Annotated in this window: 24 protein-coding genes; all 24 read left to right on the forward strand. The window is 66.5% G+C overall.

What is annotated here, in order from left to right; translation table 11 throughout:
* Window positions 1-18 precede the first annotated feature (18 nt).
* The 24 genes from hemA to dusB all read left to right on the forward strand — a co-directional run bounded on the left by hemA (window position 19) and on the right by dusB (window position 23,464).
* A complete protein-coding gene (gene hemA / locus DBQ51_RS11140; protein ID WP_054326997.1) occupies window positions 19-1,221 on the forward strand; it encodes a glutamyl-tRNA reductase in 1,203 nt (400 codons plus the stop codon).
* Window positions 1,218-1,946 carry a precorrin-3B C(17)-methyltransferase gene (cobJ, locus tag DBQ51_RS11145; RefSeq protein WP_054326996.1) on the forward strand — a complete coding sequence of 243 codons (729 nt, stop codon included), beginning with the start codon at window positions 1,218-1,220 and terminating at the stop codon, window positions 1,944-1,946. The genes hemA and cobJ overlap by 4 nt, the downstream gene beginning before the upstream one ends.
* On the forward strand, window positions 1,943-3,151 hold the full coding sequence (gene cobK, locus DBQ51_RS11150; RefSeq protein WP_107631599.1) for a precorrin-6A reductase: 1,209 nt from the start codon (window positions 1,943-1,945) through the stop codon (window positions 3,149-3,151). Before cobJ ends, cobK begins: the two co-directional genes overlap by 4 nt.
* Complete coding sequence (gene hemC / locus DBQ51_RS11155) at window positions 3,144-4,007, forward strand: hydroxymethylbilane synthase (RefSeq protein WP_107631600.1); 864 nt, start codon at window positions 3,144-3,146, stop codon at window positions 4,005-4,007. The genes cobK and hemC overlap by 8 nt, the downstream gene beginning before the upstream one ends.
* Window positions 4,004-5,491 (forward strand): uroporphyrinogen-III C-methyltransferase, encoded by a 1,488-nt coding sequence (gene cobA, locus DBQ51_RS11160; RefSeq protein WP_054326993.1) that lies wholly within the window; start codon window positions 4,004-4,006, stop codon window positions 5,489-5,491. The genes hemC and cobA overlap by 4 nt, the downstream gene beginning before the upstream one ends.
* A 4-nt stretch (window positions 5,492-5,495) precedes the next feature.
* The gene (gene hemB / locus DBQ51_RS11165) at window positions 5,496-6,482 is read left to right on the forward strand and encodes a porphobilinogen synthase (protein ID WP_054326992.1); all 987 of its coding nucleotides are present in this window, start codon (window positions 5,496-5,498) and stop codon (window positions 6,480-6,482) included.
* Window positions 6,482-7,765 (forward strand): glutamate-1-semialdehyde 2,1-aminomutase, encoded by a 1,284-nt coding sequence (hemL, locus tag DBQ51_RS11170; RefSeq protein WP_107631601.1) that lies wholly within the window; start codon window positions 6,482-6,484, stop codon window positions 7,763-7,765. The genes hemB and hemL overlap by 1 nt, the downstream gene beginning before the upstream one ends.
* Window positions 7,766-7,828: 63 nt before the next feature.
* Window positions 7,829-9,025 (forward strand): precorrin-6Y C5,15-methyltransferase (decarboxylating) subunit CbiT, encoded by a 1,197-nt coding sequence (gene cbiT, locus DBQ51_RS11175; protein ID WP_107631602.1) that lies wholly within the window; start codon window positions 7,829-7,831, stop codon window positions 9,023-9,025.
* Window positions 9,015-10,373 carry a cobyrinate a,c-diamide synthase gene (locus DBQ51_RS11180; protein WP_107631603.1) on the forward strand — a complete coding sequence of 453 codons (1,359 nt, stop codon included), beginning with the start codon at window positions 9,015-9,017 and terminating at the stop codon, window positions 10,371-10,373. Before cbiT ends, DBQ51_RS11180 begins: the two co-directional genes overlap by 11 nt.
* Window positions 10,370-11,428 (forward strand): nicotinate-nucleotide--dimethylbenzimidazole phosphoribosyltransferase, encoded by a 1,059-nt coding sequence (gene cobT / locus DBQ51_RS11185; protein WP_107631604.1) that lies wholly within the window; start codon window positions 10,370-10,372, stop codon window positions 11,426-11,428. The genes DBQ51_RS11180 and cobT overlap by 4 nt, the downstream gene beginning before the upstream one ends.
* A 44-nt stretch (window positions 11,429-11,472) precedes the next feature.
* Window positions 11,473-12,003: a bifunctional adenosylcobinamide kinase/adenosylcobinamide-phosphate guanylyltransferase gene (locus tag DBQ51_RS11190; RefSeq protein WP_054326989.1), complete on the forward strand. Its 531-nt coding sequence runs from the start codon at window positions 11,473-11,475 to the stop codon at window positions 12,001-12,003.
* A complete protein-coding gene (locus DBQ51_RS11195) occupies window positions 12,000-12,785 on the forward strand; it encodes an adenosylcobinamide-GDP ribazoletransferase (protein ID WP_159068164.1) in 786 nt (261 codons plus the stop codon). Before DBQ51_RS11190 ends, DBQ51_RS11195 begins: the two co-directional genes overlap by 4 nt.
* Window positions 12,782-13,117: a bifunctional adenosylcobinamide kinase/adenosylcobinamide-phosphate guanylyltransferase gene (locus tag DBQ51_RS17210; protein WP_242977909.1), complete on the forward strand. Its 336-nt coding sequence runs from the start codon at window positions 12,782-12,784 to the stop codon at window positions 13,115-13,117. Before DBQ51_RS11195 ends, DBQ51_RS17210 begins: the two co-directional genes overlap by 4 nt.
* Window positions 13,108-14,076: an adenosylcobinamide-phosphate synthase CbiB gene (cbiB, locus tag DBQ51_RS11205; protein ID WP_107631606.1), complete on the forward strand. Its 969-nt coding sequence runs from the start codon at window positions 13,108-13,110 to the stop codon at window positions 14,074-14,076. The genes DBQ51_RS17210 and cbiB overlap by 10 nt, the downstream gene beginning before the upstream one ends.
* 17 nt (window positions 14,077-14,093) lie before the next feature.
* On the forward strand, window positions 14,094-15,155 hold the full coding sequence (locus DBQ51_RS11210; RefSeq protein ID WP_054326985.1) for a pyridoxal phosphate-dependent aminotransferase: 1,062 nt from the start codon (window positions 14,094-14,096) through the stop codon (window positions 15,153-15,155).
* Window positions 15,155-16,657, forward strand: a complete 1,503-nt coding sequence (locus DBQ51_RS11215; protein ID WP_107631607.1) for a cobyric acid synthase — start codon at window positions 15,155-15,157, stop codon at window positions 16,655-16,657. Before DBQ51_RS11210 ends, DBQ51_RS11215 begins: the two co-directional genes overlap by 1 nt.
* Window positions 16,654-17,178, forward strand: a complete 525-nt coding sequence (locus DBQ51_RS11220) for a cob(I)yrinic acid a,c-diamide adenosyltransferase (RefSeq protein WP_054326983.1) — start codon at window positions 16,654-16,656, stop codon at window positions 17,176-17,178. The genes DBQ51_RS11215 and DBQ51_RS11220 overlap by 4 nt, the downstream gene beginning before the upstream one ends.
* A gap of 8 nt (window positions 17,179-17,186) precedes the next feature.
* Window positions 17,187-17,810, forward strand: coding sequence for a precorrin-8X methylmutase (locus DBQ51_RS11225; protein ID WP_107631608.1), 624 nt, complete (start codon window positions 17,187-17,189; stop codon window positions 17,808-17,810).
* 2 nt (window positions 17,811-17,812) lie between these two features.
* Window positions 17,813-18,592, forward strand: coding sequence for a sirohydrochlorin cobaltochelatase (locus DBQ51_RS11230; RefSeq protein ID WP_107631609.1), 780 nt, complete (start codon window positions 17,813-17,815; stop codon window positions 18,590-18,592).
* Between the two features lie 174 nt (window positions 18,593-18,766).
* A complete protein-coding gene (locus DBQ51_RS11235) occupies window positions 18,767-21,112 on the forward strand; it encodes a SpoIIE family protein phosphatase (protein WP_107631610.1) in 2,346 nt (781 codons plus the stop codon).
* A gap of 91 nt (window positions 21,113-21,203) precedes the next feature.
* The gene (locus DBQ51_RS11240) at window positions 21,204-21,467 is read left to right on the forward strand and encodes a hypothetical protein (protein ID WP_107631611.1); all 264 of its coding nucleotides are present in this window, start codon (window positions 21,204-21,206) and stop codon (window positions 21,465-21,467) included.
* Between the two features lie 117 nt (window positions 21,468-21,584).
* The gene (gene rd, locus DBQ51_RS11245; protein ID WP_107631612.1) at window positions 21,585-21,743 is read left to right on the forward strand and encodes a rubredoxin; all 159 of its coding nucleotides are present in this window, start codon (window positions 21,585-21,587) and stop codon (window positions 21,741-21,743) included.
* Window positions 21,744-21,878: 135 nt separating this feature from the next.
* A complete protein-coding gene (locus tag DBQ51_RS11250) occupies window positions 21,879-22,385 on the forward strand; it encodes a DedA family protein (RefSeq protein WP_054326978.1) in 507 nt (168 codons plus the stop codon).
* 107 nt (window positions 22,386-22,492) lie between these two features.
* A complete protein-coding gene (dusB, locus tag DBQ51_RS11255) occupies window positions 22,493-23,464 on the forward strand; it encodes a tRNA dihydrouridine synthase DusB (RefSeq protein ID WP_107631613.1) in 972 nt (323 codons plus the stop codon).
* Window positions 23,465-23,469: the final 5 nt, after the last annotated feature.

Below are 23,469 nucleotides of genomic sequence, written 5' to 3' on the forward strand. Positions count from 1 at the left end.
ATGGGGAGGACTGCTGTTGTGGAGCTGAGGATGGCGGGCATTGACTTTGTTCATGCGCCGATCGAAAAACGGGAGAGGGTGTCGTTTGTACGCGGTCGGGTGCAGGCGCTTTTGCCATGCATCGCGGCGGCGGAGGGCGTAGCGGGCTGCGTGCTGCTCGCGACCTGCAACCGCACCGAGCTGTACCTGCACGGGGCGGCCGGCACCCCGCCCGACCCGCTGGCGGTGCTGGCGCGCGCGGCGGGCTTTGACGCGGCGGCGTACCGTCCGCTGAGCGTTTCCCGCACGGGACGGGATGCGGCGCGCCACCTGTTTTCGGTCGCGGCGGGGCTGGAAAGCCAGATCTTCGGCGACGATCAGATTATCTCCCAGGTGCGGGATGCGGCGGCGCTCGCGCGCGAAGCGCGAACCGCGGACAGCGTGCTGGACACCCTGTTCCGGCACGCTGTCACGGCGGGCAAGCGTGTGCGCGCGGAGACACGGCTCACCGGCGTACCCGTGTCCGCGGCAGAGGCCGGCGCGCGGTGCGCGGAAGGTTTTTTCGGCTCGCTCGCGGGCCGGCGCGCGGTCGTGATCGGCAATGGGGAGATCGGCCGGCTGGCCGCGGCCGCGCTGCGTGCGCGCGGCTGCGCGGTGACGGTGACGCTGCGCAGCTACCGCCACGGCGAAACCGTCGTCCCCGCGGGTTGCGACACCTGGCCGTATGACGCGCGGTGCGAGGCGCTCGAGGGCACGGACCTCGCAGTGAGCGCAACGGCAAGCCCGCATTTCACCCTGACCGCCGTGCAGGTGGCGGCGATGGCTCAGCCGCCGCGCCTGCTGCTCGACTTGGCCATGCCGCGCGATATCGAGCAGGCGGTGGGACAGGACGGGCGCGTGACGCTGCTCAATCTGGATGATTTGGGCGACTTGGGAGACCATAACGCGGCGGCACGTGCTGCTGCCGCGCGTATCCTGGAGGAAGAGGAGCGGGCGTTTTACGAGTGGCATGCCTACCGGCAGGCGCTGCCCCTGATTGCCGCGGTCAAGGATACCGCGCTCGACCGCCTGCGCTTCGACCACGCCTACGGCGCCCTGTACGCGGACGGAGATATGGACGGCTTGGCCGAGCTGGCGGTGAACAAGACCGTCGACCTGATGCTGGGCGGTATGAAGGATAAGGTGGACGCCGAAGCCATGCGGGCGTGCCTAGCGCATATCAGAAAGGGGAGCGGCAGATGAAGCTGTATTGTATCGGGATTGGGCCGGGCGGCGTGGAGCAGATGACGCTGCGCGCTGCGCGCGCGCTGGAGAAGTGCGACTGCGTGGCGGGCTATGGGCTGTACCTCGACCTGATTGCGGAGTTGATCGAGGGCAAGGAGCGCATCCAGACCGGCATGACAAAGGAGGTCGACCGCTGCACTGCGGCGCGCGACGCGGCGCGGGCGGGCAGGACGGTCGCGGTCGTCTCGTCCGGAGACGCGGGCGTGTATGGGATGGCCGGCCTGTTGCTCGAGGTGTGCGGGGACGATCCGGCGATCGAGGTCGAGATTATCCCCGGCGTCACGGCGGCCTGCGCGGGCGGCGCGGCGCTGGGCGCGCCGCTGACCGGCGACTTTGCATGCGTGTCGCTCTCCGACCTGCTCACCCCGTGGGAGGTCATTGAAAAGCGGCTGCGCGGCGCGGCGGCGGGCGATTTTTGCATCGCGCTTTATAACCCCGGCAGCAAAACGCGCACCAGCCATCTGCGCCGCGCCTGCGATATCCTGCTCGAGACCCTGCCGCCGGAAACCGTGTGCGGGCTGGCGCGCAGCGTCGGCCGCGTGGGCGAAAGCCATACGCTGACCACGCTGGGCGCGCTGCGGGACACCGCGGCCGATATGCTGACCACGGTGCTCATCGGCAACAGCCGCACGCGCGTGGTGAACGGCCGTATGGTCACACCGCGGGGGTATCGGGGCGTATGAGGCTGGTCGTTTTTTCCGGCACGAGCGAGGGGCATGCGCTCTGCCGTTTCCTGTCTGCGCGCGGCGCGGTGGCGGACGTATACGTTGCCACCGAATACGGCGCGGCGGTCATGGAGCCGATGCCCGGCGTTGCCGTGCACGAGGGGCGGCTGGACGCGGACGGGATCGCGGCGCTGGTGGACGCGGAAACGCTGCTGGTGGACGCGACGCACCCTTACGCCGCCGCCGTGACCGATAATCTGCGTGCGGCGTGCGCCAGGACCGGCGCGCAGTATGAGCGCCTGCTCCGCCCCGCGCTGGACGCGGCGGGCGTGGCCGCCGTACCCGATACGGCGGCGGCGGTCGCTTGGCTGAACGCGCACCCGGGCAAGGTGCTGCTGACCACCGGCAGCAAGGAGCTGGAAGCGTACACTGCGGTCGAGGGCTGGCGGGAGCGCCTGTATCCGCGCGTGCTGCCCAGCGTGCCGGTGCTGGAAAAATGCGCGGCGCTCGGCTTTGCGGGCGCGCACATCATCGCCATGCAGGGGCCGTTTTCGCGGGAGATGAACGCCGCCCTGCTGCGGCAGACCGGCGCGACCATCCTGGTCACCAAGGATACCGGCGCGTCCGGCGGGTTCGCGGAAAAGCTGTCTGCCGCGCGCGAAACCGGTGTGACTGTGCTGGTCGTGGCGCGCCCGTGCGCGGAAAACGGCCGTACGCTGGAGGAGATGCAGGCGTATCTGGCGGGCAAGCTCGGGCTGGCAGGACCAGCTCGGGCGCAGAGGGAGAGCCTGCCTCGCTTTCCGCTGTTCGTATCGCTTGCGGGCAAAACCTGCGTGGTGTTCGGCGCGGGCAGGATCGCCGCGCGGCGCATCGGCGTCCTCAGGCGGTTCGGCGCGCGGGTCGTCACCGTCGCGCCCGAGGACAGGGCGTGCGTGGGCCTGACCCACTGCCGCGGCTATGAGAAAAGCGATCTTTCGGGGGCTTTTCTGGCAGTCGCGGCGACGGACGACCGGACGGTCAACCGCCGCATCGCGCGGGACTGCGCTGCACGGGATATCCCGTGCAGCGTGGCCGACTGCGCGGCGGCGTCCACCTTTTTCTTTCCCGCCGTCTGCGAGGGCGGCGGGCTGACCGTGGGCGTGGTGTCGGACGGCTCGGCGCACGGCAAAACGGCTGCGGCGGCAAAGCGCATCCGCGCGGTATTGGAGGAATTTGATGATTAAAGTAGGAAGCCGTGACAGCCGCCTCGCGGTCGTGCAGGCCGAGGAGGTCTGCCGTGCGCTTGGGGACTGCAAGCTGATTACCATGAAGACCACGGGCGACAGGATCATGGATAAAACGCTCGACCAGGTGGGCGGCAAGGGGCTGTTCGTCAAGGAGCTTGACTGCGCGCTGGCCCAGGGGCGCATCGACCTGGCGGTACACAGCCTGAAGGATGTGCCGATGGAACAGCCGGCGGGGTTACCGCTGGTCGCGTATACCCGCCGCGCGGACGCGCGGGACGCGCTGGTGCTGCCGCAGAGCGGCGCGTGGGACAAAACAAAGCCCATCGGCTGTGCATCGGCGCGGCGGCGCGTGCAGCTTGCGGCGCTGTTTCCAGAGATCGCGGTCAGGCCGGTGCGCGGCAACGTGCAAACGCGGCTGCAAAAGCTCGACAGCGGCGAATACGGCGCGCTCGTGCTTGCTGCGGCGGGGCTGCATCGTCTGGGGCTGCAGGACCGCATCACGCGGTATTTTTCACCGGACGAGCTGCTGCCCGCGGCAGGGCAGGGTATTCTGGCCGTGCAGGGCCGCGCGGGGGAGTTGGAGGGCGCGGCGCGCCTGCTGGACGACGCGGACGCGCGCGTTTGCGCGCTGGCCGAACGGGCGTTCATCCGCACGCTCGGCGGGGGATGCTTCGCGCCGGTGGCGGCATATGCCGAGGCCGAAGGGGCGTATCTCCATCTGCACGGGCTGTATGTCACTGCGGACGAGCGGACCGTGGTGCGCGGTGCGGTCACAGGGCGGCGGGAGCAGGCCGCGTCGCTCGGCCGCTCTCTCGCCCTGCAGCTTCGGACACAGGCGGAGGGAGCGCTATGACAGGAACAGTAACGCTGGTTGGCGCGGGTCCGGGCGGGCGTGGGCTGCTCACGCTTGCGGGCGCGGAAGCGATCGCCCAGGCGGACGCGGTCGTATACGACCGGCTGGTGGACGGGAGCGTGCTCGACCTGCTCCCGCTGCACGCCGTGCGCGTGGACGTGGGCAAGGAGAGCGGGCGGCATCCCGTGCCGCAGGATCAGATCAACGAGATACTGGTATGTCTGGCGCGGCAGGGCAAAACCGTTGTGCGGCTCAAGGGCGGGGATTGCTACCTGTTCGGCCGCGGCGGCGAGGAGTGCGAATACCTGCGGGAAAACGGCGTGCCGTTCCGTGTGATTCCAGGGGTGACGAGCGCGTTCGCCGCGCCCGCGTTTGCAGGCATTCCGGTCACGCACCGCGATTGCTGCTCGTCCGTGCATATCGTCACCGCGCATGCGCGCGCGGGCAGGGCGCTCAAAATTGACTTTGCGAGCCTGGTGCGGCTGGACGGTACGCTGGTCTTTCTCATGGGACTGTCCGCGCTCGAACAGGTGACGGATGGCCTGCTGACCGCCGGCATCGCGCCTGATATGCCCGCCGCCGTAATTGAAAATGGCGCGCGCGGCACCCAGCGTAAGGTGGTGGCGACGATCGCCGGCTTGGCGGACCGAGTGCGCGCGGCGGGGCTTCGCAGCCCAGCGCTCATCGTCGTGGGCAGGGTGTGCGGCCTGAGCGATACGCTCGACTGGTTCACGTCCCTGCCGCTGCACGGGAAGACCGTGGTCGTGACTCGGCCGCGCGGGCGGGCGGGAACGCTCGCCGCGCGCCTGCGCGCGCTAGGGGCGGAGGTGACCGAAGCGCCGTGCATCGAGACGGTCGAGCGCACGGACACGCGGCCGCTGGCGGATGCGCTCGACCAGCGCCACGACTGGGCGGTGTTCACCAGTCCGGCGGGCGTGCAGGCGGCGGTACACGCGCTGCGCGCGCTCGGACGCGACCTGCGCGCGCTGTACGGGATGAAGCTGGCCGCTATCGGCCGCGGCACGGCGGACGCGCTCGCGGACTGTGGTCTGACCGCTGACCTCCTCCCCAGGCAGTACGACGGGGCGCATCTCGCGGACGCGTTGATCAGTGCGATGCCGCAGGGCGGCGCGGCGCTGCTGCTACGCGCGGCGCAGGGCGGGCGTCTGCTGCCCGAAAAGCTCGCCGCCGCGGGCGTGCGCGTGACCGACGTGCCGCTGTACGACACCGTGTACCGCTGTGAGAAGGCGGATGCCATACGCGCCCTGCTGGAACAGGGCGCGGCGGACGTTGTGACCTTTACCAGCGCGTCCACGGTCGAGGGCTTCGTGCAGGCGGTGGGTGCGGCGGGCTGCGCCGGCTTTACCGCGCTGTGCATCGGCGGGCAGACCGCACAGGCCGCCCGCCGATATGGGATGAACGTAAAAGTCGCGGCAAACGCGACGATAGAGGATATGATCGCCTGTTTATTGGAGGGAGTATAAGAATATGTTTGACCAAACCATCCGCCCTCGCCGCCTGCGCGCGTCGGATAACCTGCGCCGGCTGGTGCGCGAAACGCGCATTTCCCCCGAAAGCCTGATCTGGCCGGTGTTCGTGATCGAAGGGGAGGGCGTTTATGAGGAGATCCCATCCCTGCCCGGCCAGTACCACTATTCGCCCGACCAGCTTGGGCGCATGGTCGAGCGGGCGCACGCGCACGGCGTGTCCCGCGTCATCCTGTTCGGCCTGCCCGCGCATAAGGATGAGCGCGGCTCGTCCGCGTGGGATGAAAACGGCGTGGTCCAGCAGGGCATTCGCAAAATCAAGGCGCTCGCCCCTGAAATGTATATCGTCACCGACGTGTGCATGTGCGAGTATACCTCGCACGGGCATTGCGGCATCCTGTGCGGTCATGACGTGGACAATGACAAAACGCTCGAGGTATTGGCGAAAACAGCGGTCAGCCATGTGCGCGCGGGCGCGGACATGGTCGCGCCGAGCGACATGATGGACGGCCGCGTCGCGGCCATCCGCAGGGCGCTGGATGAGAACGGCTTTATCCATGTACCCATCATGTCCTATGCCGCCAAATACGCGTCGTCCTTTTACGGGCCGTTTCGGGAGGCGGCAGGCTCCGCGCCTGCGTTCGGCGACCGGCGCTCCTACCAGATGGACCCGCACAACGGCCGCGAGGCCATGCGCGAATGCGCGCTCGATGCGGCCGAGGGCGCGGATATCCTGATGATCAAGCCCGCCATGCCTTATCTCGACCTGATGTACCGGTGCAGGCAGCGGTTCGACCTGCCGGTTGCGGCGTATCAGGTGTCCGGCGAATACGCGATGATAAAAGCGGCGGCAAAGGCCGACCTGATCGACGAATACGGCGTGATGTGCGAGAGCGCGGTGTGCATCTACCGCGCGGGCGCGGACATCCTGATCACCTACTATGCGCCCGAGCTGGCGGACGCGATCCGGAAAGGGGATATCGGCTGATGACCAGATCGGAGGAATGGTTTGAACGCGCGCAAAAGGTGCTGCCCGGCGGGGTCAACTCGCCTGTGCGCGCGTTCCGCGCGGTGGGCGGCAGGCCGCGCTTTATCGTCAAGGGCCTGGGCAGTCACGTGCTGGACGAGGACGGGCTGGAATATATTGACTATGTCGGCTCCTGGGGGCCGATGGTGCTCGGCCACAGCCATCCGGATATTTTGAAAGCGGTGTACGACCGCATGGTGTGCGGACTGTCCTTCGGCGCGCCGACCGCCCTCGAGGTAGAGATGGCCGAAAAGATGATTGGGATGGTGCCGCACATCGAGATGGTGCGCATGGTCAACAGCGGCACCGAGGCGGTGATGAGCGCGGTGCGTCTGGCGCGCGGCGCGACTGGACGGGACAAGCTGATCAAGTTTGAGGGCTGCTACCACGGCCATTCAGACGCGATGCTGGTCGGCGCGGGCAGCGGCGCGCTCACGCAGGGCGAGCCGGATTCCAGGGGAGTCACGCGCGGCGCGGCGCAGGATACGCTGATGGCGCAGTACAACGACCTTGCCTCGGTCGAGCGCCTGCTGGATGCCAACCCGAATCAGGTCGCGGCGGTGATTGTCGAGCCGGTCGCGGCGAATATGGGCGTCGTCCCGCCGAAGGACGGCTTTTTGCAGGGACTGCGCCGCCTGTGCGACAAGCACGGCAGCCTGCTCATTTTTGACGAGGTCATCACCGGCTTCCGACTGGCGGCGGGCGGCGCGCAGGAATATTTTGGCGTGCGCGCCGACTTGGTTACGTTCGGCAAGATTATCGGCGGCGGCATGCCGGTCGGCGCATACGCGGGCAGCCGCGCGCTGATGGAGCAGGTCGCGCCCTGCGGGCCGGTGTATCAGGCGGGTACGCTGTCCGGCAATCCTGTCGCGATGGCGGCGGGGCTGGCGCAGCTTACGATATTGGCCGACCATCCCGAGGTGTACACGGTGATGGAGACCGGGGCACGGTATATCGCCAACCACCTGCGCGAGAGCGCGAAAAGGCATGGCGTGGCTCTGCAGGTCAACCAGATCGGTTCGCTGTTGTGTCCGTATTTTACAGAACAGCCGGTGGACTGCTTTGCCGCCGCTCAGGAAAGCAACACAAAATTATACGCAAAGTATTTTAATGAGATGTTATTGCGAGGGGTGTATCTTGCGCCCAGCCAGTTCGAAGCCATGTTCGTTTCCTCGGCGCACACACAGAACGACCTGGCCTGCACGGTGCAGGCGGTGGAGGAGAGTATTGCTGCGCTCGCATAGAGGGCTTCAAAAGCATCCTATACGAAAAGACGTTCCAACACTCCGGTTGCAAAGAGGTGTTTTATGTCCCGCACATTCTATATTGTCGGCGTGGGGATGGGCGCGCCGGACGGGCTGACCGGCGAAGCCCGACGCGTGCTTGACGCATCCGATACGGTGTTCGCTACCGCACGGCTGGCGGCGGTGTGCGGCCGCGCGGCGGTCTGTCCATTCGACCGGCTGGCGGCGCAGGCTGTTGCGGCGGGTGCGCAGACCGCTGCCGTGCTGGTGTCGGGCGACGTGGGCTTTTTCAGCGCAGCCGCACGGCTGCGCGGACAGCTTGCGCCGCACGGCACGGTGCAGCTGGTACCCGGCCTGTCCAGCCTGCAGTATTTCTGCGCAAAGCTGGGCGCGCCGTATGACAATGTGTGTGTGCGCAGCCTGCACGGCCGCGCGGGCAGCATCCTCGGCGCGGTGAGCTACCACAAAAGGACCTTTGTGCTTACGGGAGGCGCGCAGGCCGCGCCTATCGTGTGCCAGACGCTCGCGGACGCGGATCTGGGCGGCCTGACCGTACACCTGGGCGAAAACCTCGGCGCGGCGGACGAGCGCATCGAGACCGGCGCGGCGGCGGTGCTGGCGGGCAAGCCCTGCGGCGGCCTGGCCGTGCTGCTGATCGAGCATCCGGACGCGGCAAACGCCCGCGAGCCGGTGCGTGACGCGATGCTGGCACGCGGGGACGTACCCATGACCAAGGAGGAGGTGCGCTGGGTGTCCGTATCCAAGCTCGCGGTGCAGCCGCGCGACACCGTGTGGGACGTGGGCGCAGGCACGGGCGCGGTAACGCTTGAGCTGGCGCGGCGTGCGTCCGACGGGCTGGTGTATGCGGTCGAGCGGAGCGCGGACGCGGTAAAGCTGCTCGGGGAAAACCGCCGCAGGCTCGGCGGGTATAATGTGCGCATTATCGATGGCGCGGCGCCGGCGGCGCTCGAAGCCTTGCCCGCGCCTGACTGCGTGTTCGTCGGCGGGAGCGGCGGCGCGATGCGGTGCATTTTGCAAGCCGCAAAGCGTAAGAATCCAGCCGTGCGCGTGGCAGTCAACGCCATCGCGCTGGAAACGCTGCACGCGGCGCAGGCCGCGCTGGCGGAGCTGGGTTTCGCGGAGATCGAGGTCGTCCAGCTTGCCGCCGCGCGCGGCCGGGTGGTCGGACCGTATACCATGATGACTGCGAACAATCCGGTGTTTATCCTGTCGGGGAAAGGGGACGGCCATGCAGAGTAATGCGCCCCGCCTGCTGCTGGCGGGTACCGGCTCGGGCTGCGGCAAGACCACCGTGACCAGCGCGCTGCTGCGCGCGTTCCAGCGGCGCGGCGTGCCGCTCGCGGCCTTCAAGTGCGGGCCGGATTACATCGACCCCATGTTCCACACCGCCGCTCTCGGCGTGCCGAGCCGCAACCTCGACCTGTTTTTTGCAGAGGCGGCGGCGGTGCGTGGCCAGCTTGCGCGGCACACCCCGCCGGACGGGCTGGGAGTGATCGAGGGTGTCATGGGCTTTTATGACGGCGTGCTGGACGGATCGGGCGCGACCGACCGCGCCTCGGCGGCGCACCTCGCGCGCGCGACCGATACGCCCGCCGTGCTCATCGTGCGGCCGGGGGGGCAGTCGCTTTCCCTGGCCGCGGTGCTGCGGGGCTTTCGGGACTTTGCGCCCAACACCCTGCGCGGCGTGCTGCTGAACGGGATATCACAGGCGATGTACCCGTTTTACAGGGCGGTTGCGGAGCAGGCGGGCCTGCGGGTCTATGGCTTTCTGCCGCCCGTGCCGGAAGCGGTGGTTCCGAGCCGCCATCTCGGTCTGCTGGCCGCGGACGAGGTCAGCGGGCTGCAAGGCAAGCTCGACCGCCTCGCGGACGCGGCCGAACAGGGGGTTGACCTCGACGGGCTGCTGGCCCTCGCGCGTTCTGCGCCGCCGCTCACTGGGGAAAGCGCGCGGCCTGTCCCAGCCGTGGATAGGCCGGTGCGCATCGCGGTCGCGCGCGACCGGGCGTTCTGCTTTTATTATGCGGAAAATCTGGACATCCTGCGCACGCTCGGTGCGGAGCTCATCGAATTCTCGCCGCTCACGGATGAAAAGCTGCCCCGGGCGGTCGACGGCCTGTACCTCGGCGGGGGTTACCCCGAGCTGCACGCGGCAAAGCTCGCCGCCAACTGCACCATGCGGGATAGCGTCCGCGCGGCGGTGCAGGGCGGCCTGCCCACGGTGGCGGAGTGCGGTGGCTTTTTGTACCTGCACCGCACGCTGAACGGATGTCCAATGGCCGGCGTGCTGGATGCGGACGCGCGCATGACGGAGAAGCTCCAGCCGTTCGGCTATGTGACGCTGACCGCCCAGCGGGACAACCTGCTGTGCTGCGCGGGGGAGACCCTGCGCGCGCACGAGTTCCACTATGCGCAGTCGGACGATGCAGGGTACGCGTTCCGAGCGGAAAAGCCGAACGGCCGCGCGTGGGACTGCATCCATGCGTCGGAGACGCTGTACGCGGGCTTTCCGCATCTGTATTTCGGGGCGGCCGCCCCAGTCGCGGAAAATTTTGTGCGCAAATGTGCAGAATGGAGGGACAGGAGATGACGCTGGAACAAACAATCGCTTTGGTCAGGCCGCTGTGCGGGGAGAGCATGGACGCGGCGCGCCGCCGCTTTTCCGATATCGCTATGCCGCTCGGCAGCCTCGGGCTGCTGCAGGAGGCGGTGGTGCAGCTGGCGGGCATCCAGCGCACGGCACGGCCAGAAATCGGCCGGCGCGCCGTGGTGGTGTTCTGCGCGGATAACGGCGTGGTCGCGGAGGGCGTGACCCAGTGCGGGCAGGAGGTCACGGCCGTGGTGGCCGAAAACATGGGGCGCGGGCAGTCCACCGTCTGCCTGATGGCGCGGCGGATCGGCATGGATGCGTTTCCCGTCGATATCGGCGTGGCGCGCGATGTGCAGGGCGACCGCATCCTGCGGCGCAAGGTGCGGTACGGCACGGCGGACCTGCTGGAACAGCCTGCCATGACGCGGGAGGAGGCGGTGCGCGCGGTGGAGACCGGCATCAGCCTGGCGGAGCAGTGCGCGGCGGACGGATACCGCCTGCTGTGCGGCGGTGAAATGGGCATCGGCAATACCACGACCAGCGCGGCCGTGACCGCCGCGCTCACCGGTGCGGATGTGTATACGGTCACCGGACGTGGCGCGGGTCTGTCCTCCGCGGGCCTGTCGCGCAAGGTGTGCGTGATCCAGACCGCGCTCGCCCTGCACCGGCCGGATTCGGACGACCCGATGGACGTGCTGCACAAGGTCGGCGGGCTGGATATCGCGGGGCTGGCGGGGCTGTACCTCGGCGCGGCGGCCTGCGGCCTGCCCGCTGTGCTGGACGGTGTGATTTCGTGTGCGGCGGCGCTGCTCGCCGTGCGGCTGTGTCCCGCGGCGGGCGATTACCTGATCGCAGCGCACCGGCCGGAGGAGCCGGCGGGAAAGCTCCTGCTGGAGCGGCTGGGGAAAACGCCGATGATCGCGGCCGGCCTGCGGCTGGGCGAGGGGACGGGCGCGGTCGCAGCGGTCAGCCTGCTCGACCTGACGCTGGCGGCGTACGATGGCATGGTCAGCTTCGCGGAAACCGGCATCGAAGCCTATACGCCGCAGGCATGAGGGCGGCGGGCTGGTCCATCCGGCAGGGAGAAAGGAGCGTTTTTATGCTGATATTGGTCACCGGCGGCGCGGCGAGCGGCAAATCCGCACACGCGGAGCGGCTGCTGTGCGCGTCCGCGGCGGGCGCGCGCCTATATCTGGCGACCATGCAGCCGTTTGGCGCGGCGGCGGAGACGCGTATCGCCCGTCACCGCGCCCTGCGGCGGGACAAGGGCTTTGAAACGGTCGAACGCCCGCTCGGCCTCGCGGGGCTGGAGCTGCCCCGGCGGTACGACGGCATCCTGCTTGAGGACCTGGGCAACCTGCTCGCTAACGAGCTGTTCGATCCCGCGGGCGCGGGCGAGGCAGCGTTCGGCAGCACCCTTGCAGGCATCGCGCGCCTGCAAGACTGCTGCGAAACGCTGGTCGTCGTATCGAACGAGGTGTTTTCAGACGGGCTGGCCTACCCGCCCGAGACCGCGGCCTATATCCGCACGCTCGGGCGGCTGCACGCCGCGCTTGCCGCGCGTGCGGACGCGGTATACGAATCGGTCTGCGGCATCCTGCTGCCGCTGAAAGGGGAGAAAGGGATTTGAAAAGCGCCTGGAGCGGCCTGCTGGTCGCGTTTTCGCTGTATTCCGCCGTACCCGTGCCGCAGGTGCGGTGGGAAAAACGGACCATGCGCTGGGCGCTGTCCTTTCTGCCGCTTGTCGGCGTGCTGATCGGCGTGCTGGAGGGGGTATGGCATGCGTTCTGTACGCGATACGGCGCGGCGGGACTGTTTTACGCGGTGGGCGCGGCGCTTATTCCGCTTGCAGTGTCAGGCGGCATCCATCTGGACGGGCTGTGCGATACCTGCGACGCGCTCTGCTCCTACGGCGACCGCGAAAAGCGGCTGGCGATCTTGAAGGACCCGCATGTGGGCGCGTTCGGGCCGCTGTGGCTGACGGCGTTCCTGCTGGCCGAGACCGCGTGCTTCGCGCAGATCTATCAAACGCCGCAGTTTTTGCCGGTGGTATTTGTTGGGTTTGCCGTGGCGCGTGCCGACGGGGGACGCAAGATCGTGACCATACCCTGCGCCAAAGATACCGGCCTTGCGCATATCTTTGCGGAAAACAGCGATAAAAAGGCGGTCGATATGACGCTTAAGCTGGAGGAAGCAGCGCTGGAGGTGCTGCTGCTGGTGTGGCTGTATTGTACAGGGAACGGCATATTCGCTATGCACTATTTGGTGCTGATCGGACTGTGGTATATACTGCATAGCCGTTTGACAGTGCATGTTTTCGGCGGCATCACAGGCGATCTTGCCGGTTTTTATATTTCACTTGCGGAGCTGCTGGCGCTGGTGTGCGCCGCGTTTGGAGGGATGGTGCTGTGACGGTTTTACTCATCGGCGGCGCGCATCAGGGAAAGGCCGCGCTGGCCGCGCGGCTGTATCCGAACCTGCCGTTGGTCACCGGCCTGCACGCGCGCGTGCGGGACGAGCTGGACGCGGGACGCGACCCCATGGCGCTGCTCGGCGGGCTGCGCGGCTGCGCCGTAACCTGCGACGAGGTTGGCTGCGGCATCGTGCCGATGGACCGCGCGGACGAAACCTGGCGCGAGGCGGCCGGCCGGCTGTGCTGCGCGCTCGCGGCGGAGGCGGACGCGGTTGTGCGCGTGACCGCGGGCCTGCCGCAATATATTAAAGGAGAGAGACCATGTATTTGACCTGCGCCGTGCTGCTCGGCTTCGTGCTCGACTGGGTGCTGGGCGACCCGAACAGCGCCCTGCATCCCGTGTGTCTGATTGGGCGGCTGATTACGCGGTGCGAGCGCGTGCTGCGGCGGGTGTTCCCCAAAACGCCGCGCGGCGAGACCGTAGCGGGCGTGCTGCTGTGGCTCGTGGTGTGCGGCGTGAGCTTTGCCGCGCCGCTCTTCCTGCTGCGCTGGCTGCGGGGTGTACACTTCTGGCTGGGCTTCGGCGCGGAGACGCTGCTCTGCTGGCTGATTTTTGCGCGCAAAAGCCTAGCGGACGCGGGGCGGCACGTTTATACCGCGCTCGATGCCTCGCTGGACGAGGGGCGCAAGGCGGTCGCTATGTATGTCGGCCGCGACACCGGCGCGCTCGATCGGGAGGGCGTCATCAAGGCTGCGGTCGAGACCATCGCGGAAAACACCACCGACGGCGTGGTTGCGCCGCTGGCCTATATGCTGCTCGGCGGCGCGTCGCTCGGCCTGCTGTATAAGGCAGTGAACACGCTGGACTCCATGGTCGGCTACCACAGCGACCAATACGAGTATCTGGGCAAGTTTTCCGCCCGCATGGACGATATATTCAATTTTATCCCTGCGCGGCTGGCGGCAGTATGCCTGATCGCGGGTACGGGCATGCTCGGCATGGACAACCGCAACGCGCTGCGCATCTTCCGTCGCGACCGGAACCACCACAAAAGCCCGAACGCCGGACAGACCGAGGCGGCCTGCGCGGGCGCGCTGCATATCCGGCTGGGCGGGGACGCGAGCTATTTTGGCAAAACGGTCAAAAAGGCGGCGTTCGGCGATCCGGATAAGGAGATAAGCCGCAGCGATATCCTGCGCGCGGCGGATCTGATGACAGCGGCGTCAGCACTGGCGCTGGCGCTTGGAGCAGCGGTGCGACTGACCACCGGCTGGCCGCCGTTCGGATAAGGGAAAGGAGGCTGACGATGCCGGAATATGTACACGGCGGTGATGTGTATTCCTATGCCGAGCGGTACGGCGGCGAACCGCTTGACCTGTCCGCGAATATCAGCTCGTTCGGCATTCCGGAGCGGGTCAGGCAGGCGATGCACAGGGCGATAGAGGACTGCGCGCGCTACCCCGACCCGTTCTGCCGCGCGGCGCGGCGCGCCATCGGCGCGGCCGAGGCCGTCCCCGACGGCTTCCTGTACTGCGGCAATGGCGCGGCGGACGTGCTCGACCGCTTGGCGGCGGCGCTGCGCCCCCGCAGGGCGCTGCTCACCGCGCCGGCGTTCGCCGAGTATGAGCGCACGCTCGCGGGCGCGGATATCCGCTTCCATTATCTGCGTGAAGACGAGGGCTTTGCGGTCACGGAGCGCATTTTATCCGATATCACGCCCGAAACCGACGTGGTCTACCTGTGCAACCCCAATAACCCGACCGGCCGCACGGTCGAGCCGGCTCTGCTGCGCGCCGTCGCGGCGCGGTGCGCGGACGCCGGCGCGCGCCTGATCGTGGACGAGTGCTTTGTAGACTTCCTGCAGGACGCGGCGCGGCACACGCTGAAAGGTCTGCTGGCGGGCAGCCCGCATCTGATTCTGCTGCGGGCGTATACCAAGCTGTTCGCGGTGCCGGGCGTGCGCTTCGGCTGGTGTATGACTGCGGACGTTGGTCTGATCGAAGCGCTGTATCGTGCGGGACAGCCGTGGAACGTATCGGTGGTCGCGCAGGCGTGTGCCGCGGCGGCGGCGGGCGAACGGGAATGGGCCGCGCGGGTCGCGGCGCGTATCGCGGAGGAACGCGCGCGGCTCTCCGGCGGGCTTGCGGCGCGCGGGCTGGCCGTCTGCCCGGGCGAAGCGAACTTCCTGTTGTTCCGGTCAGGGGACGCGGCGCTGCACGAAAAGCTCGCGGCGCGCGGCGTTTTGATCCGGAACTGCGCCAATTACCGCGGCCTGGGCGCGGGCTATTACCGCACGGCGGTCAGGAGCGGGGACGATACCGCGCGCCTGTTCGCCGCGCTGGACGCAATACGAAAGGAGGGGTGCTGATGGCAAGGTGCATCATGGTGCAGGGGACCTGCTCGAACGCGGGTAAAAGCCTGCTGTGCGCGGCGCTGTGCCGCATCTTCCGGCAGGACGGGTACCGCGTCGCGCCGTTCAAATCGCAGAACATGGCGCTCAACTCCTTTATCACCGCAGGTGGGAAAGAGATGGGCCGCGCGCAGGTTGTGCAGGCCGAGGCGGCGGGTATCCCGCCCGATGTGCGGATGAACCCCATCCTGCTCAAGCCGACGAGCGACACCGGCTCGCAGGTGGTTGTCATGGGGGAGGCGTGCGGCAACCGCACGGCGCGCGAGTACTGGGGCGGAAAAAAGGCGCTGCTTCCGATCGTCAGGGACGCTTACGACAGCTTGGCGGCGGAGTACGATATCATTGTGATCGAGGGCGCGGGCAGTCCGGCGGAGATCAACCTCAAGCAGGACGACATCGTCAACATGGGGCTGGCGAAGCTGGTGGACGCGCCGGTGCTGCTGGTGGGCGACATCGACCGCGGCGGCGTGTTCGCGTCGCTGTACGGCACGGTGGCGTTGCTTGAAGCGGAGGAACAGGCGCGCGTCAGGGGCCTGATCGTCAACAAATTTCGGGGCGACGTAGAGCTCCTGCGCCCGGGCCTGACACAACTGGAACGGCTGACCGGCAAGCCGGTCGTCGGCGTGGTACCCTATGGCCGGTTCGACATCGACGATGAGGACAGCCTTTCCGCGCGGCTGGACGCGTGCGGCGCGCCCGCGCTCGTGGATATCGCGGTCGTGCGGCTGCCAAGGCTGTCCAACTTTACGGATTTCTCCCCGCTCGAACGGATTGAGGGAGTGGGCGTGCGCTATGCCGGCGCGCCGGAGCAGCTCGAGGGCGCGGACCTGATCCTGCTGCCCGGCACCAAATCCACGCTCGCGGACCTGAAATGGCTGCGTGAAAGCGGCATGGAAGCTCAGCTTCTCAAACGGCACGCGGCGGGCGTGCCGGTGTTCGGCGTGTGCGGCGGCTATCAGATGATGGGGCGCGCCGTATCCGATCCGGAAAACACCGAGGGCGGCGGAGTCATGCGTGGCTTGGGGCTGCTGCCGGTGGAAACCGTGTTCCGTCCGGTCAAGACCACGGCGCAGGCAAGCGGCGCGTTCGGTACGGTCGGGGGCGTGCTGCGCGGCTTATCGGGCGCGGGCGCGTCCGGTTATGAGATCCATATGGGCGAAACCGCGCGGGACGCGGGCGCCCTGCCGCTGATCCGGCTGACGCGCGCGGACGGAACGTCGTTCTGGGACGGGTGCCAGGCGGACAGCGCTTACGGCACCTATCTGCACGGCCTGTTCGACATGCCGGACGCGGCGCAGGCGCTGGTGCAGGCGCTGGCCGCGCGCAGGGGCGTGACGCTGGCAGACACGGCTTGCGACACGGCGCGATATAAGGAAAGACAGTACGACCTGCTGGCGGATACCGTGCGGCGGGCGCTGGATATGGGGTATATTTACCGGATACTGGAGGGAAACGGATGAAAGGGCTGATTCATTTGTATTGCGGCGAAGGGAAAGGAAAAACGACCGCCGCGGTCGGGCTGGCTGTGCGGTGCGCGGGGCATGGCGGCAGGGTGGTGTTCGCGCAGTTTTTGAAGGACGGGACGTCGGGCGAGTGCCGCGCGCTGGCGGGGCTGAAAAACGTGACCGTGCTGGCGGCCAATCCGGTGGGTAAGTTCTCCTTCCAGATGACGGAGGAGGAGAAGCGCCGGACCGCCGACGCGGTATCCCGCATGTTTGAGGCGGCGGCGGGCTTTGCCGTGCGCGAGGGCGCGCGCCTGCTCGTGCTGGACGAGGTGTGCGCGGCAGTATCCTGCGGCTTCCTGGAGGAGCGGGCAGTGCTGGCGTTCCTGGACGGACGGCCGGAAACATTAGAGGTGGTGATGACTGGCCGCGGCCCCTCGGAAGCGCTGTGCGCGCGCGCCGATTATATCACGGAAATGGCCGCCCGCCGCCATCCGTTCGACCGCGGCGTGGCCGCGCGGGAGGGGATCGAATTTTGAATGGACACATGCGGCCGCAGGATATCGAAAAACGCTCCTTTGCCATTATCACGGCCGAGCTGGGGGAGCGGACGTTTCCGGATGGGGAGTCCGAAGTGGTCAAGCGGGTCATCCACACAACGGCGGATTTCGACTACGCGGACAGCCTCGCGTTTTCGCCCGGCGCGGTTGGACAGGCCAGGGAAGCGCTGGCTTCGGGCGCGACCGTCGTGACCGATACGAATATGGCGCTGGCGGGCGTGAATAAGGGCGCTCTGCAGGCGCTCGGCGGGCGGGCGGTCTGCTATATGGCGGATGGGGCCGTGGCGCGCGCGGCAGGGGCGCGCGGCGTGACGCGCGCGGCGGTTTCGATGGAGTATGCCGCGCTGCTGGACGGCCCGCTCATTTTCGCCGTTGGGAACGCGCCGACCGCGCTGATCCGGCTGCACGAGCTGATCGCGGAGGGGGCGGTGTCGCCCGCGCTTGTGATTGGCGTGCCGGTCGGTTTTGTCAACGTGGTCGAGGCAAAGGAGCTTTTTATCGGCGGGCAGACGCCGTATATCATCGCGCGGGGAAGGAAGGGCGGCTCGAACGTCGCGGCGGCCATCGTCAACGCGCTGCTGTACCAGTTGATTGAACGGGAGGGATTTTAAATATGGGAAAAAAAGCGCTGGTGGTCGTCAGCTTCGGCACGGCCTGGCCGGAGGCGCGCCGTGCGATTGAAAAGCTGGAGGAGCGGCTGCGGTGCGCGTTCCCGACGCATGATTTTTACCGGTCGTTTACCTCGGAGATGGTAGCGCGCAGGATCGAGCGGGAGGAGGGCGTGCATATCCCGCAGCCGGAGGAGCTGCTGGAGCGGCTCGCGGCGGCGGGCTACGATGAGGTGCGGTGCCAAAGCCTGCATGTCATTTTCGGACAGGAGTATGAAAAGATGCTGCGCCAACTTCGGCCGTTCTGCGGCCGTTTTGAGAAGCTGCTGGCGGGCGACCCGCTGCTGTGGGGGACGGGCGACTATCTGCGCCTGACCGAAGCCCTGCTCGCCCGCATGCCCCGGCTCGACAGGGACGAGGCCTATCTCTTTATGGGGCATGGCTCTGCGCATCCGGCAAACGCGGCGTACGCGCTGGTGGAAAACACGTTCCGCTACCACGGCGCGGAGCGTGTGTATGTCGGCACGGTCGAGGGATTTCCGCATCTTGACTATGTGCTGTCCCGCCTGCACCAGCGCGAGATCGCGCAGGTTCACCTTGCGCCGCTGATGATCGTTGCAGGCGACCATGCGCACAACGACCTGGCGGGGGAGGGAGAGGATAGTTGGAAGAGCCGCCTGGAGAGCGAGGGCTATCAGGTGCAGACCCATCTGTATGGCCTGGGCGAATTGGACGCGGTAGGGGATATCTTTGTCGACCACTGCAGGCGCGCTGCGGCGCTGTAATGACTGACAGCAGAGGGAGGAAAGACCGAAACGGTCTTTCCTCCCTCTTTTTTGCGCCCTGTTTTCCGCCCCACAGGGATAAAATACGCAAAAATACTATTCCCCCTCTTATTTTCCGGCAAAGCCTGCAAATTGTTTGGGATATACTGGAAAAACAAGGGAGGCATAACGAAAATGGACAAGCAGAAAACAAAAAGAGCGGCGCCGCAGCTCATCGGGCGCGCCGCGGCGCGGGCGGCGCAGCTTTGGAACGAGGAGCACCTGCATACGCTGTTGACTGGCGTGCAGCGGTTTGTGCTGTGCGCGGTGCTGACGCGCGGCGCGGTGCTCGGAGGTTATGCCCCTTTTGGTTTGGCGATGGCCTCCGCGCTGATGGCGCGTGGGGCGGGGCTGAGCGCGATCGGCGGCATGTTTTTCGGCGCGATGCTGCTCGGCGGCGGGATCAAAAGCGGGCTGTATGCCGCCGCGGCCCTGCTCGTGCTATGTGTGATGAGCGTGTGCGCGGGGCTGCGTGTCATGGAGCGGAGGTGGTTTGCGCCCACGGTAGCAACTCTGTCCGGAGCGGCGTGTACCTTTGTGTTCCTGCCTGCGGGCGCGGCGCTCGACACGGCGGCGCTCCTGACCTTTATCGCCGTTCAGGGGCTGACCTTCGCTGCCTGCTGGATCTATGGCGGGGCGCTTGCCCCGCCGCGTGAGGAGAACGACTGGAAACGGCCGGCCACCCTGCTGGCGGTAACGGCAACCGTCCTGCTGTCACTTTCCGATCTGACGGTGTTCGGGCTGTTCGCGCCCGCGCGGGTCGTGGCGCTGCTGCTGGCGCTGGCTGCGGCTTACCTCGGCGGGTCCACAACGGGCGCGGCGGCGGGCGTGGCGTTTGGCGCGGCCATGGATCTCGCGGTCGGGTACGGTGCGCTGTTCACCTGCTGCTACGGTCTGTGCGCACTGATTGCCGGTCTGTTCCGCGACCAGGGGCGGCTGTGGTTCGCGGTCTGCGCGCTCGCCTCCGGCGTCTGTGCGGCGATGCTGGGCGTGGAACATGCGCTGTTTATCCCGCTGGTCATCGAGCAGGTCTGCTCGGTGGGGCTGTTCGCCGCGATGCCGCCGCTGGTGTGGAACGCGCTCCGGCAGACGCTCCTGCCCGACACGCTGATGGGAGAATCCGCGCGGCAGCAGGTGCGGCAGACCGCGGGCAAGTGCGCGACCGAGGCCGCGCAGGCGTTTTACGAAATGTATCTGGCCATGCTCAACGGCGTGACCGAGGGGAAGGCGGCGGGGGATCAGAATGTACGGGCGGTATTCGACCGCGCGAGCGATAGGGTGTGCAAAAACTGCGTCCTCTGCTCGCAGTGCTGGCAGCGGGACTATGTGACCACGCTTTCCGCGCTCAACGACGTGACTCAGCCCATGCTCAAGCGGGGCAGGGCCGAGCTGTCCGACTTCCCGTACCATTTTGCGTCGCGCTGCGTGCATTTGCCCGAGCTGATGCGCGCGATCAACAGCGCGCTGTTTGCGCTCCGCGAGCGCCAGAGCCTTCGGCGGCAGCAGGAGGAAAACCAAAGCCTGCTGGCCCGGCAGTACGCGGGCATTACGGATATCCTCCGTCAGCTTGGCGCGGAGGCGACGCGGGACGTTGCCGCGCAGCCGGTGATGGAGAAGCAGGTGCGCCGGTACGCAGCCGCGTTCGGATGGATCGAGCGGGTCTGTGTGGTGCGGGACGCGCAAGGTAGGCTGGTGGTGGAGCTGTACGGCGATGGTATTCGGGATGTGCTGGAGCAGGGCGAGGGGTTTTCCGCGGGTCTGTCCGCGCTGCTGGGCGTCGGGCTGACAAAGCCCAAACGGCTGGAGGACGAGCTGGGGCCGCATCTGGTGCTGCGTGAGCGCGCGCCGTTCCGCGCGGTCGTCGGTATCGGGCGGCAGCAAAAGGAGGACGCGGCGGTTTCCGGAGACAGCGGATGCTATTTCCTGACCGACGCGGGCGTGGCCTGCCTGCTGCTCGCGGACGGGATGGGCTCGGGCGCGGCCGCGGCGCAGGACAGCCGGATGCTGGTCACCTCGATGGAGCGGTTCCTGCGTGCGGGGATTACGCCGGCGGACGCGCTGAAAGCGGTGTCGCCCGCGCTGCGGCTGCGGTCGGATGGGACGCGGTTTGTCACGCTTGACGTGCTGACCGTCGACCTGTTCAGCGGAAAGGCGGAAAGTCTCAAATGCGGGGCCGCGCCCTCCTATCTGCGCGCGGGCGGTCAGTGGACCATGCTTTCCGGCAAGGCGCTGCCTGTCGGCCTGGCGGAAGAGGACGCGCTGGGCGAGCCGGTGCCGCTGCGCCTGGGACATGGCGACCTGTACATCATGCTGTCCGACGGGATTTCGGATGGTCTGGACGACGGCTGGGTACGCGAGCTGCTGGTCCGACATGCGGGGGAAAGCCCGAAAGAACTGGCAGCCCGCCTGGTGACCGAAGCGAAAGGGCGCGGGCATGACGACGACCGGACCGCGCTGGTGATGCGCATAGAACGGCTGTGAGGTAAAAGCGGGCGCAGCTGTAAAAATACGGCGGGATATGGTTAAATCCCTCCCTTTTGGGCATACTTGCTGCAAAAGGGAGGGATTTACCATGGTCAAGGGCGTGAGCCGGCGCGTGGTGGTCGTGCAGCCGGATGCGCACGGCTTATTCGAACAGGCGATTTTTCTGGTGCGGGATTACACGGTTCCGCGCGGCGATGTGGTGCGCGAAGCGTGCAGGATTGCAAACGGGTATGTGGCGGGACGTTCCGCGCGGTACAAACGGCGTTTTGCGTTCTGGCAGATCGCCTGCGCTTTTGCAGCGGGCTGCATGCTTGCGAGCGCGGCTTGGTCGGTGATTTGGCTGCTGGCTTGACAAATCGGTCAAAACTGCTGGAAAATACGCCGGATTATTGTATATTTTTACGGTAGACAATAGATAGCATAAAGATTATATTAATAATAGATATTAAAAGATAAAGGAGATCAAAAAATGATAAAGTATGTTTGCAAGATCTGCGGTTATATATATGACCCCGCCGAGGGCGATCCGGATAACGGCGTTGCGCCGGGTACCGCGTTCGCGGACCTGCCGGAGGACTGGGTATGCCCGCTGTGCGCGGTCGGCAAGGATGAATTTGAGCCGGCATAAGCGGACGGGCGCGGAAACGGGCCGCTTCGGCGGTCCGTTTGTAAATAGATTGAAAATTGCGGCCTCTGTCACTTGTTTTGGCAGGGGCCGCTTGTTATACTATGCTTAATCAAGCGTTGGAGAGTGAGCGGACGTATGACGGCCGAGGTATTTTTTGACCTTTTCCACCAGTACGGGTTGATCCTGATCTGTGCGGTAATCTTTTGCGAATATATGAATCTGCCCGGCTTTCCAGCGGGGGTAATCATGCCATCCATCGGGGTGCTGATCGCGCAGAGCGAGTTGTCTCTGGTGCTGACGATCGTGCTGAGCGTGGTGTTCGGCCTCCTCGGCAGCTTGGTGATTTACGGCCTGTGCTATTGGGGTGGCGAGCCGATCATGGAAAAGCTGTTCGGCAAAAGCGAGAAATTCCGCTCCTTCGTCAAAAGATGCCATGCGTATATTGATGCGCAGCATGGGCGCGGCCTGGCGTTCTGCCGTATCATTCCGGTTTTGCGCACCATTGTTTCCATTCCGGCGGGGTTGATTCGGATGCCGGTCAAGTGGTTCGTCGGCTGGTCCGCAATCGGCATCGCGGCGTGGAACACCGTGCTGATCTCGTTCGGCTATTTCTTTAGCGAAAAAATATTATCCATGCTGTAAAAACTCCCGAAAGGGGGTTTTTGTTTTGTCACCACTTTGCAATTTGCATTTAGTGGGGGCTTGTGATAAAATATACTGTGTCAAATTATACGCAGTGGGGGAGAGACATGCAAATCGGTTCTGTTATGCTCGCCGGGCGCCTGGTCCTGGCGCCGATGGCCGGAGTGACCGACCGCGCATTCCGGCAAATCTGTCGGGAACATGGCGCGGCGCTTACCGTGACCGAGATGGTTTCCACCAAGGCGCTTTGCTATCAGGATAAGAAAACGCCTGCGCTTTTGTCGCTGGCGGCAGACGAGCATCCGGCCGCGGCGCAGATATTCGGGCATGAGCCGGAAACCATGGCCGAGGGAGCGCGGATTGCGCGCGCGGTGTCCGGCTGCGATATCATCGATATCAATATGGGCTGCCCCGCGCCCAAGATCGCAAACAACGGGGACGGGGCTGCGCTCATGCGCGACCCCGCGCTGGCGGCGCGCGTAATCGAAGCGGTCGTCAGCGCGGTCGATGTGCCGGTCACGGTCAAGTTCCGCAAGGGATGGGACGAGAAGAGCGTGTGCTGCGTGGACTTTGCCCGCATGGCCGAGCGGTGTGGCGCGGCGGCGGTCACGGTACACGGGCGAACGCGCGCGCAGCAGTACAGCGGCACGGCGGATTGGGACGCGATCCGCGCGGTTCGGGAGGCGGTTTCCATACCGGTCATCGCCAACGGTGATGTGGCCGAGCCGGAGGATGCGGTCCGCATTCTCCGGCATACCGGCGCGGATATGGTGATGATCGGCCGCGGCGCGTTGGGCGACCCGTGGCTTTTCGAGCGCGCGAACGCGCTGCTGGAAACCGGCGTCTGCCCGCCGCTGCCTCCGTTTGCGGAGCGGATCGATACTGCGGTGCGGCAGATCGAGCTGGCGGCGGAGCAAAAGGGGGAGCGCGTCGCCATGCTGGAGGCGCGCCGCCATGTAAACTGCTATCTAAAACGGCAGAGCGGGCTCAAGGCCTTCAAAACACGCATTTGCGCGCTGGAACGGCTGGAAGAGCTTTATCCGCTGGCCGAGGAGCTCAAGCGCGCTGTGCAGGCGTGACGGGG

Source organism: Agathobaculum massiliense, from assembly GCF_900291975.1.
Lineage (GTDB): Bacteria > Bacillota > Clostridia > Oscillospirales > Butyricicoccaceae > Agathobaculum > Agathobaculum ammoniilyticum.

Excerpts from the sequence above, each read along its gene's own strand:
- cobJ (WP_054326996.1), top strand. The coding sequence starts at position 1,218 with ATGAAGCTGTATTGTATCGGGATTGGGCCGGGCGGCGTGGAGCAGATG.
- cobK (WP_107631599.1), top strand. The coding sequence starts at position 1,943 with ATGAGGCTGGTCGTTTTTTCCGGCACGAGCGAGGGGCATGCGCTCTGC.
- hemC (WP_107631600.1), top strand. The coding sequence starts at position 3,144 with ATGATTAAAGTAGGAAGCCGTGACAGCCGCCTCGCGGTCGTGCAGGCC.
- cobA (WP_054326993.1), top strand. The coding sequence starts at position 4,004 with ATGACAGGAACAGTAACGCTGGTTGGCGCGGGTCCGGGCGGGCGTGGG.
- hemB (WP_054326992.1), top strand. The coding sequence starts at position 5,496 with ATGTTTGACCAAACCATCCGCCCTCGCCGCCTGCGCGCGTCGGATAAC.
- hemL (WP_107631601.1), top strand. The coding sequence starts at position 6,482 with ATGACCAGATCGGAGGAATGGTTTGAACGCGCGCAAAAGGTGCTGCCC.
- cbiT (WP_107631602.1), top strand. The coding sequence starts at position 7,829 with ATGTCCCGCACATTCTATATTGTCGGCGTGGGGATGGGCGCGCCGGAC.
- DBQ51_RS11180 (WP_107631603.1), top strand. The coding sequence starts at position 9,015 with ATGCAGAGTAATGCGCCCCGCCTGCTGCTGGCGGGTACCGGCTCGGGC.
- cobT (WP_107631604.1), top strand. The coding sequence starts at position 10,370 with ATGACGCTGGAACAAACAATCGCTTTGGTCAGGCCGCTGTGCGGGGAG.
- DBQ51_RS11190 (WP_054326989.1), top strand. The coding sequence starts at position 11,473 with ATGCTGATATTGGTCACCGGCGGCGCGGCGAGCGGCAAATCCGCACAC.
- cbiB (WP_107631606.1), top strand. The coding sequence starts at position 13,108 with ATGTATTTGACCTGCGCCGTGCTGCTCGGCTTCGTGCTCGACTGGGTG.
- DBQ51_RS11210 (WP_054326985.1), top strand. The coding sequence starts at position 14,094 with ATGCCGGAATATGTACACGGCGGTGATGTGTATTCCTATGCCGAGCGG.
- DBQ51_RS11215 (WP_107631607.1), top strand. The coding sequence starts at position 15,155 with ATGGCAAGGTGCATCATGGTGCAGGGGACCTGCTCGAACGCGGGTAAA.
- DBQ51_RS11220 (WP_054326983.1), top strand. The coding sequence starts at position 16,654 with ATGAAAGGGCTGATTCATTTGTATTGCGGCGAAGGGAAAGGAAAAACG.
- DBQ51_RS11225 (WP_107631608.1), top strand. The coding sequence starts at position 17,187 with ATGCGGCCGCAGGATATCGAAAAACGCTCCTTTGCCATTATCACGGCC.
- DBQ51_RS11230 (WP_107631609.1), top strand. The coding sequence starts at position 17,813 with ATGGGAAAAAAAGCGCTGGTGGTCGTCAGCTTCGGCACGGCCTGGCCG.
- DBQ51_RS11235 (WP_107631610.1), top strand. The coding sequence starts at position 18,767 with ATGGACAAGCAGAAAACAAAAAGAGCGGCGCCGCAGCTCATCGGGCGC.
- DBQ51_RS11240 (WP_107631611.1), top strand. The coding sequence starts at position 21,204 with ATGGTCAAGGGCGTGAGCCGGCGCGTGGTGGTCGTGCAGCCGGATGCG.
- rd (WP_107631612.1), top strand. The coding sequence starts at position 21,585 with ATGATAAAGTATGTTTGCAAGATCTGCGGTTATATATATGACCCCGCC.
- DBQ51_RS11250 (WP_054326978.1), top strand. The coding sequence starts at position 21,879 with ATGACGGCCGAGGTATTTTTTGACCTTTTCCACCAGTACGGGTTGATC.
- dusB (WP_107631613.1), top strand. The coding sequence starts at position 22,493 with ATGCAAATCGGTTCTGTTATGCTCGCCGGGCGCCTGGTCCTGGCGCCG.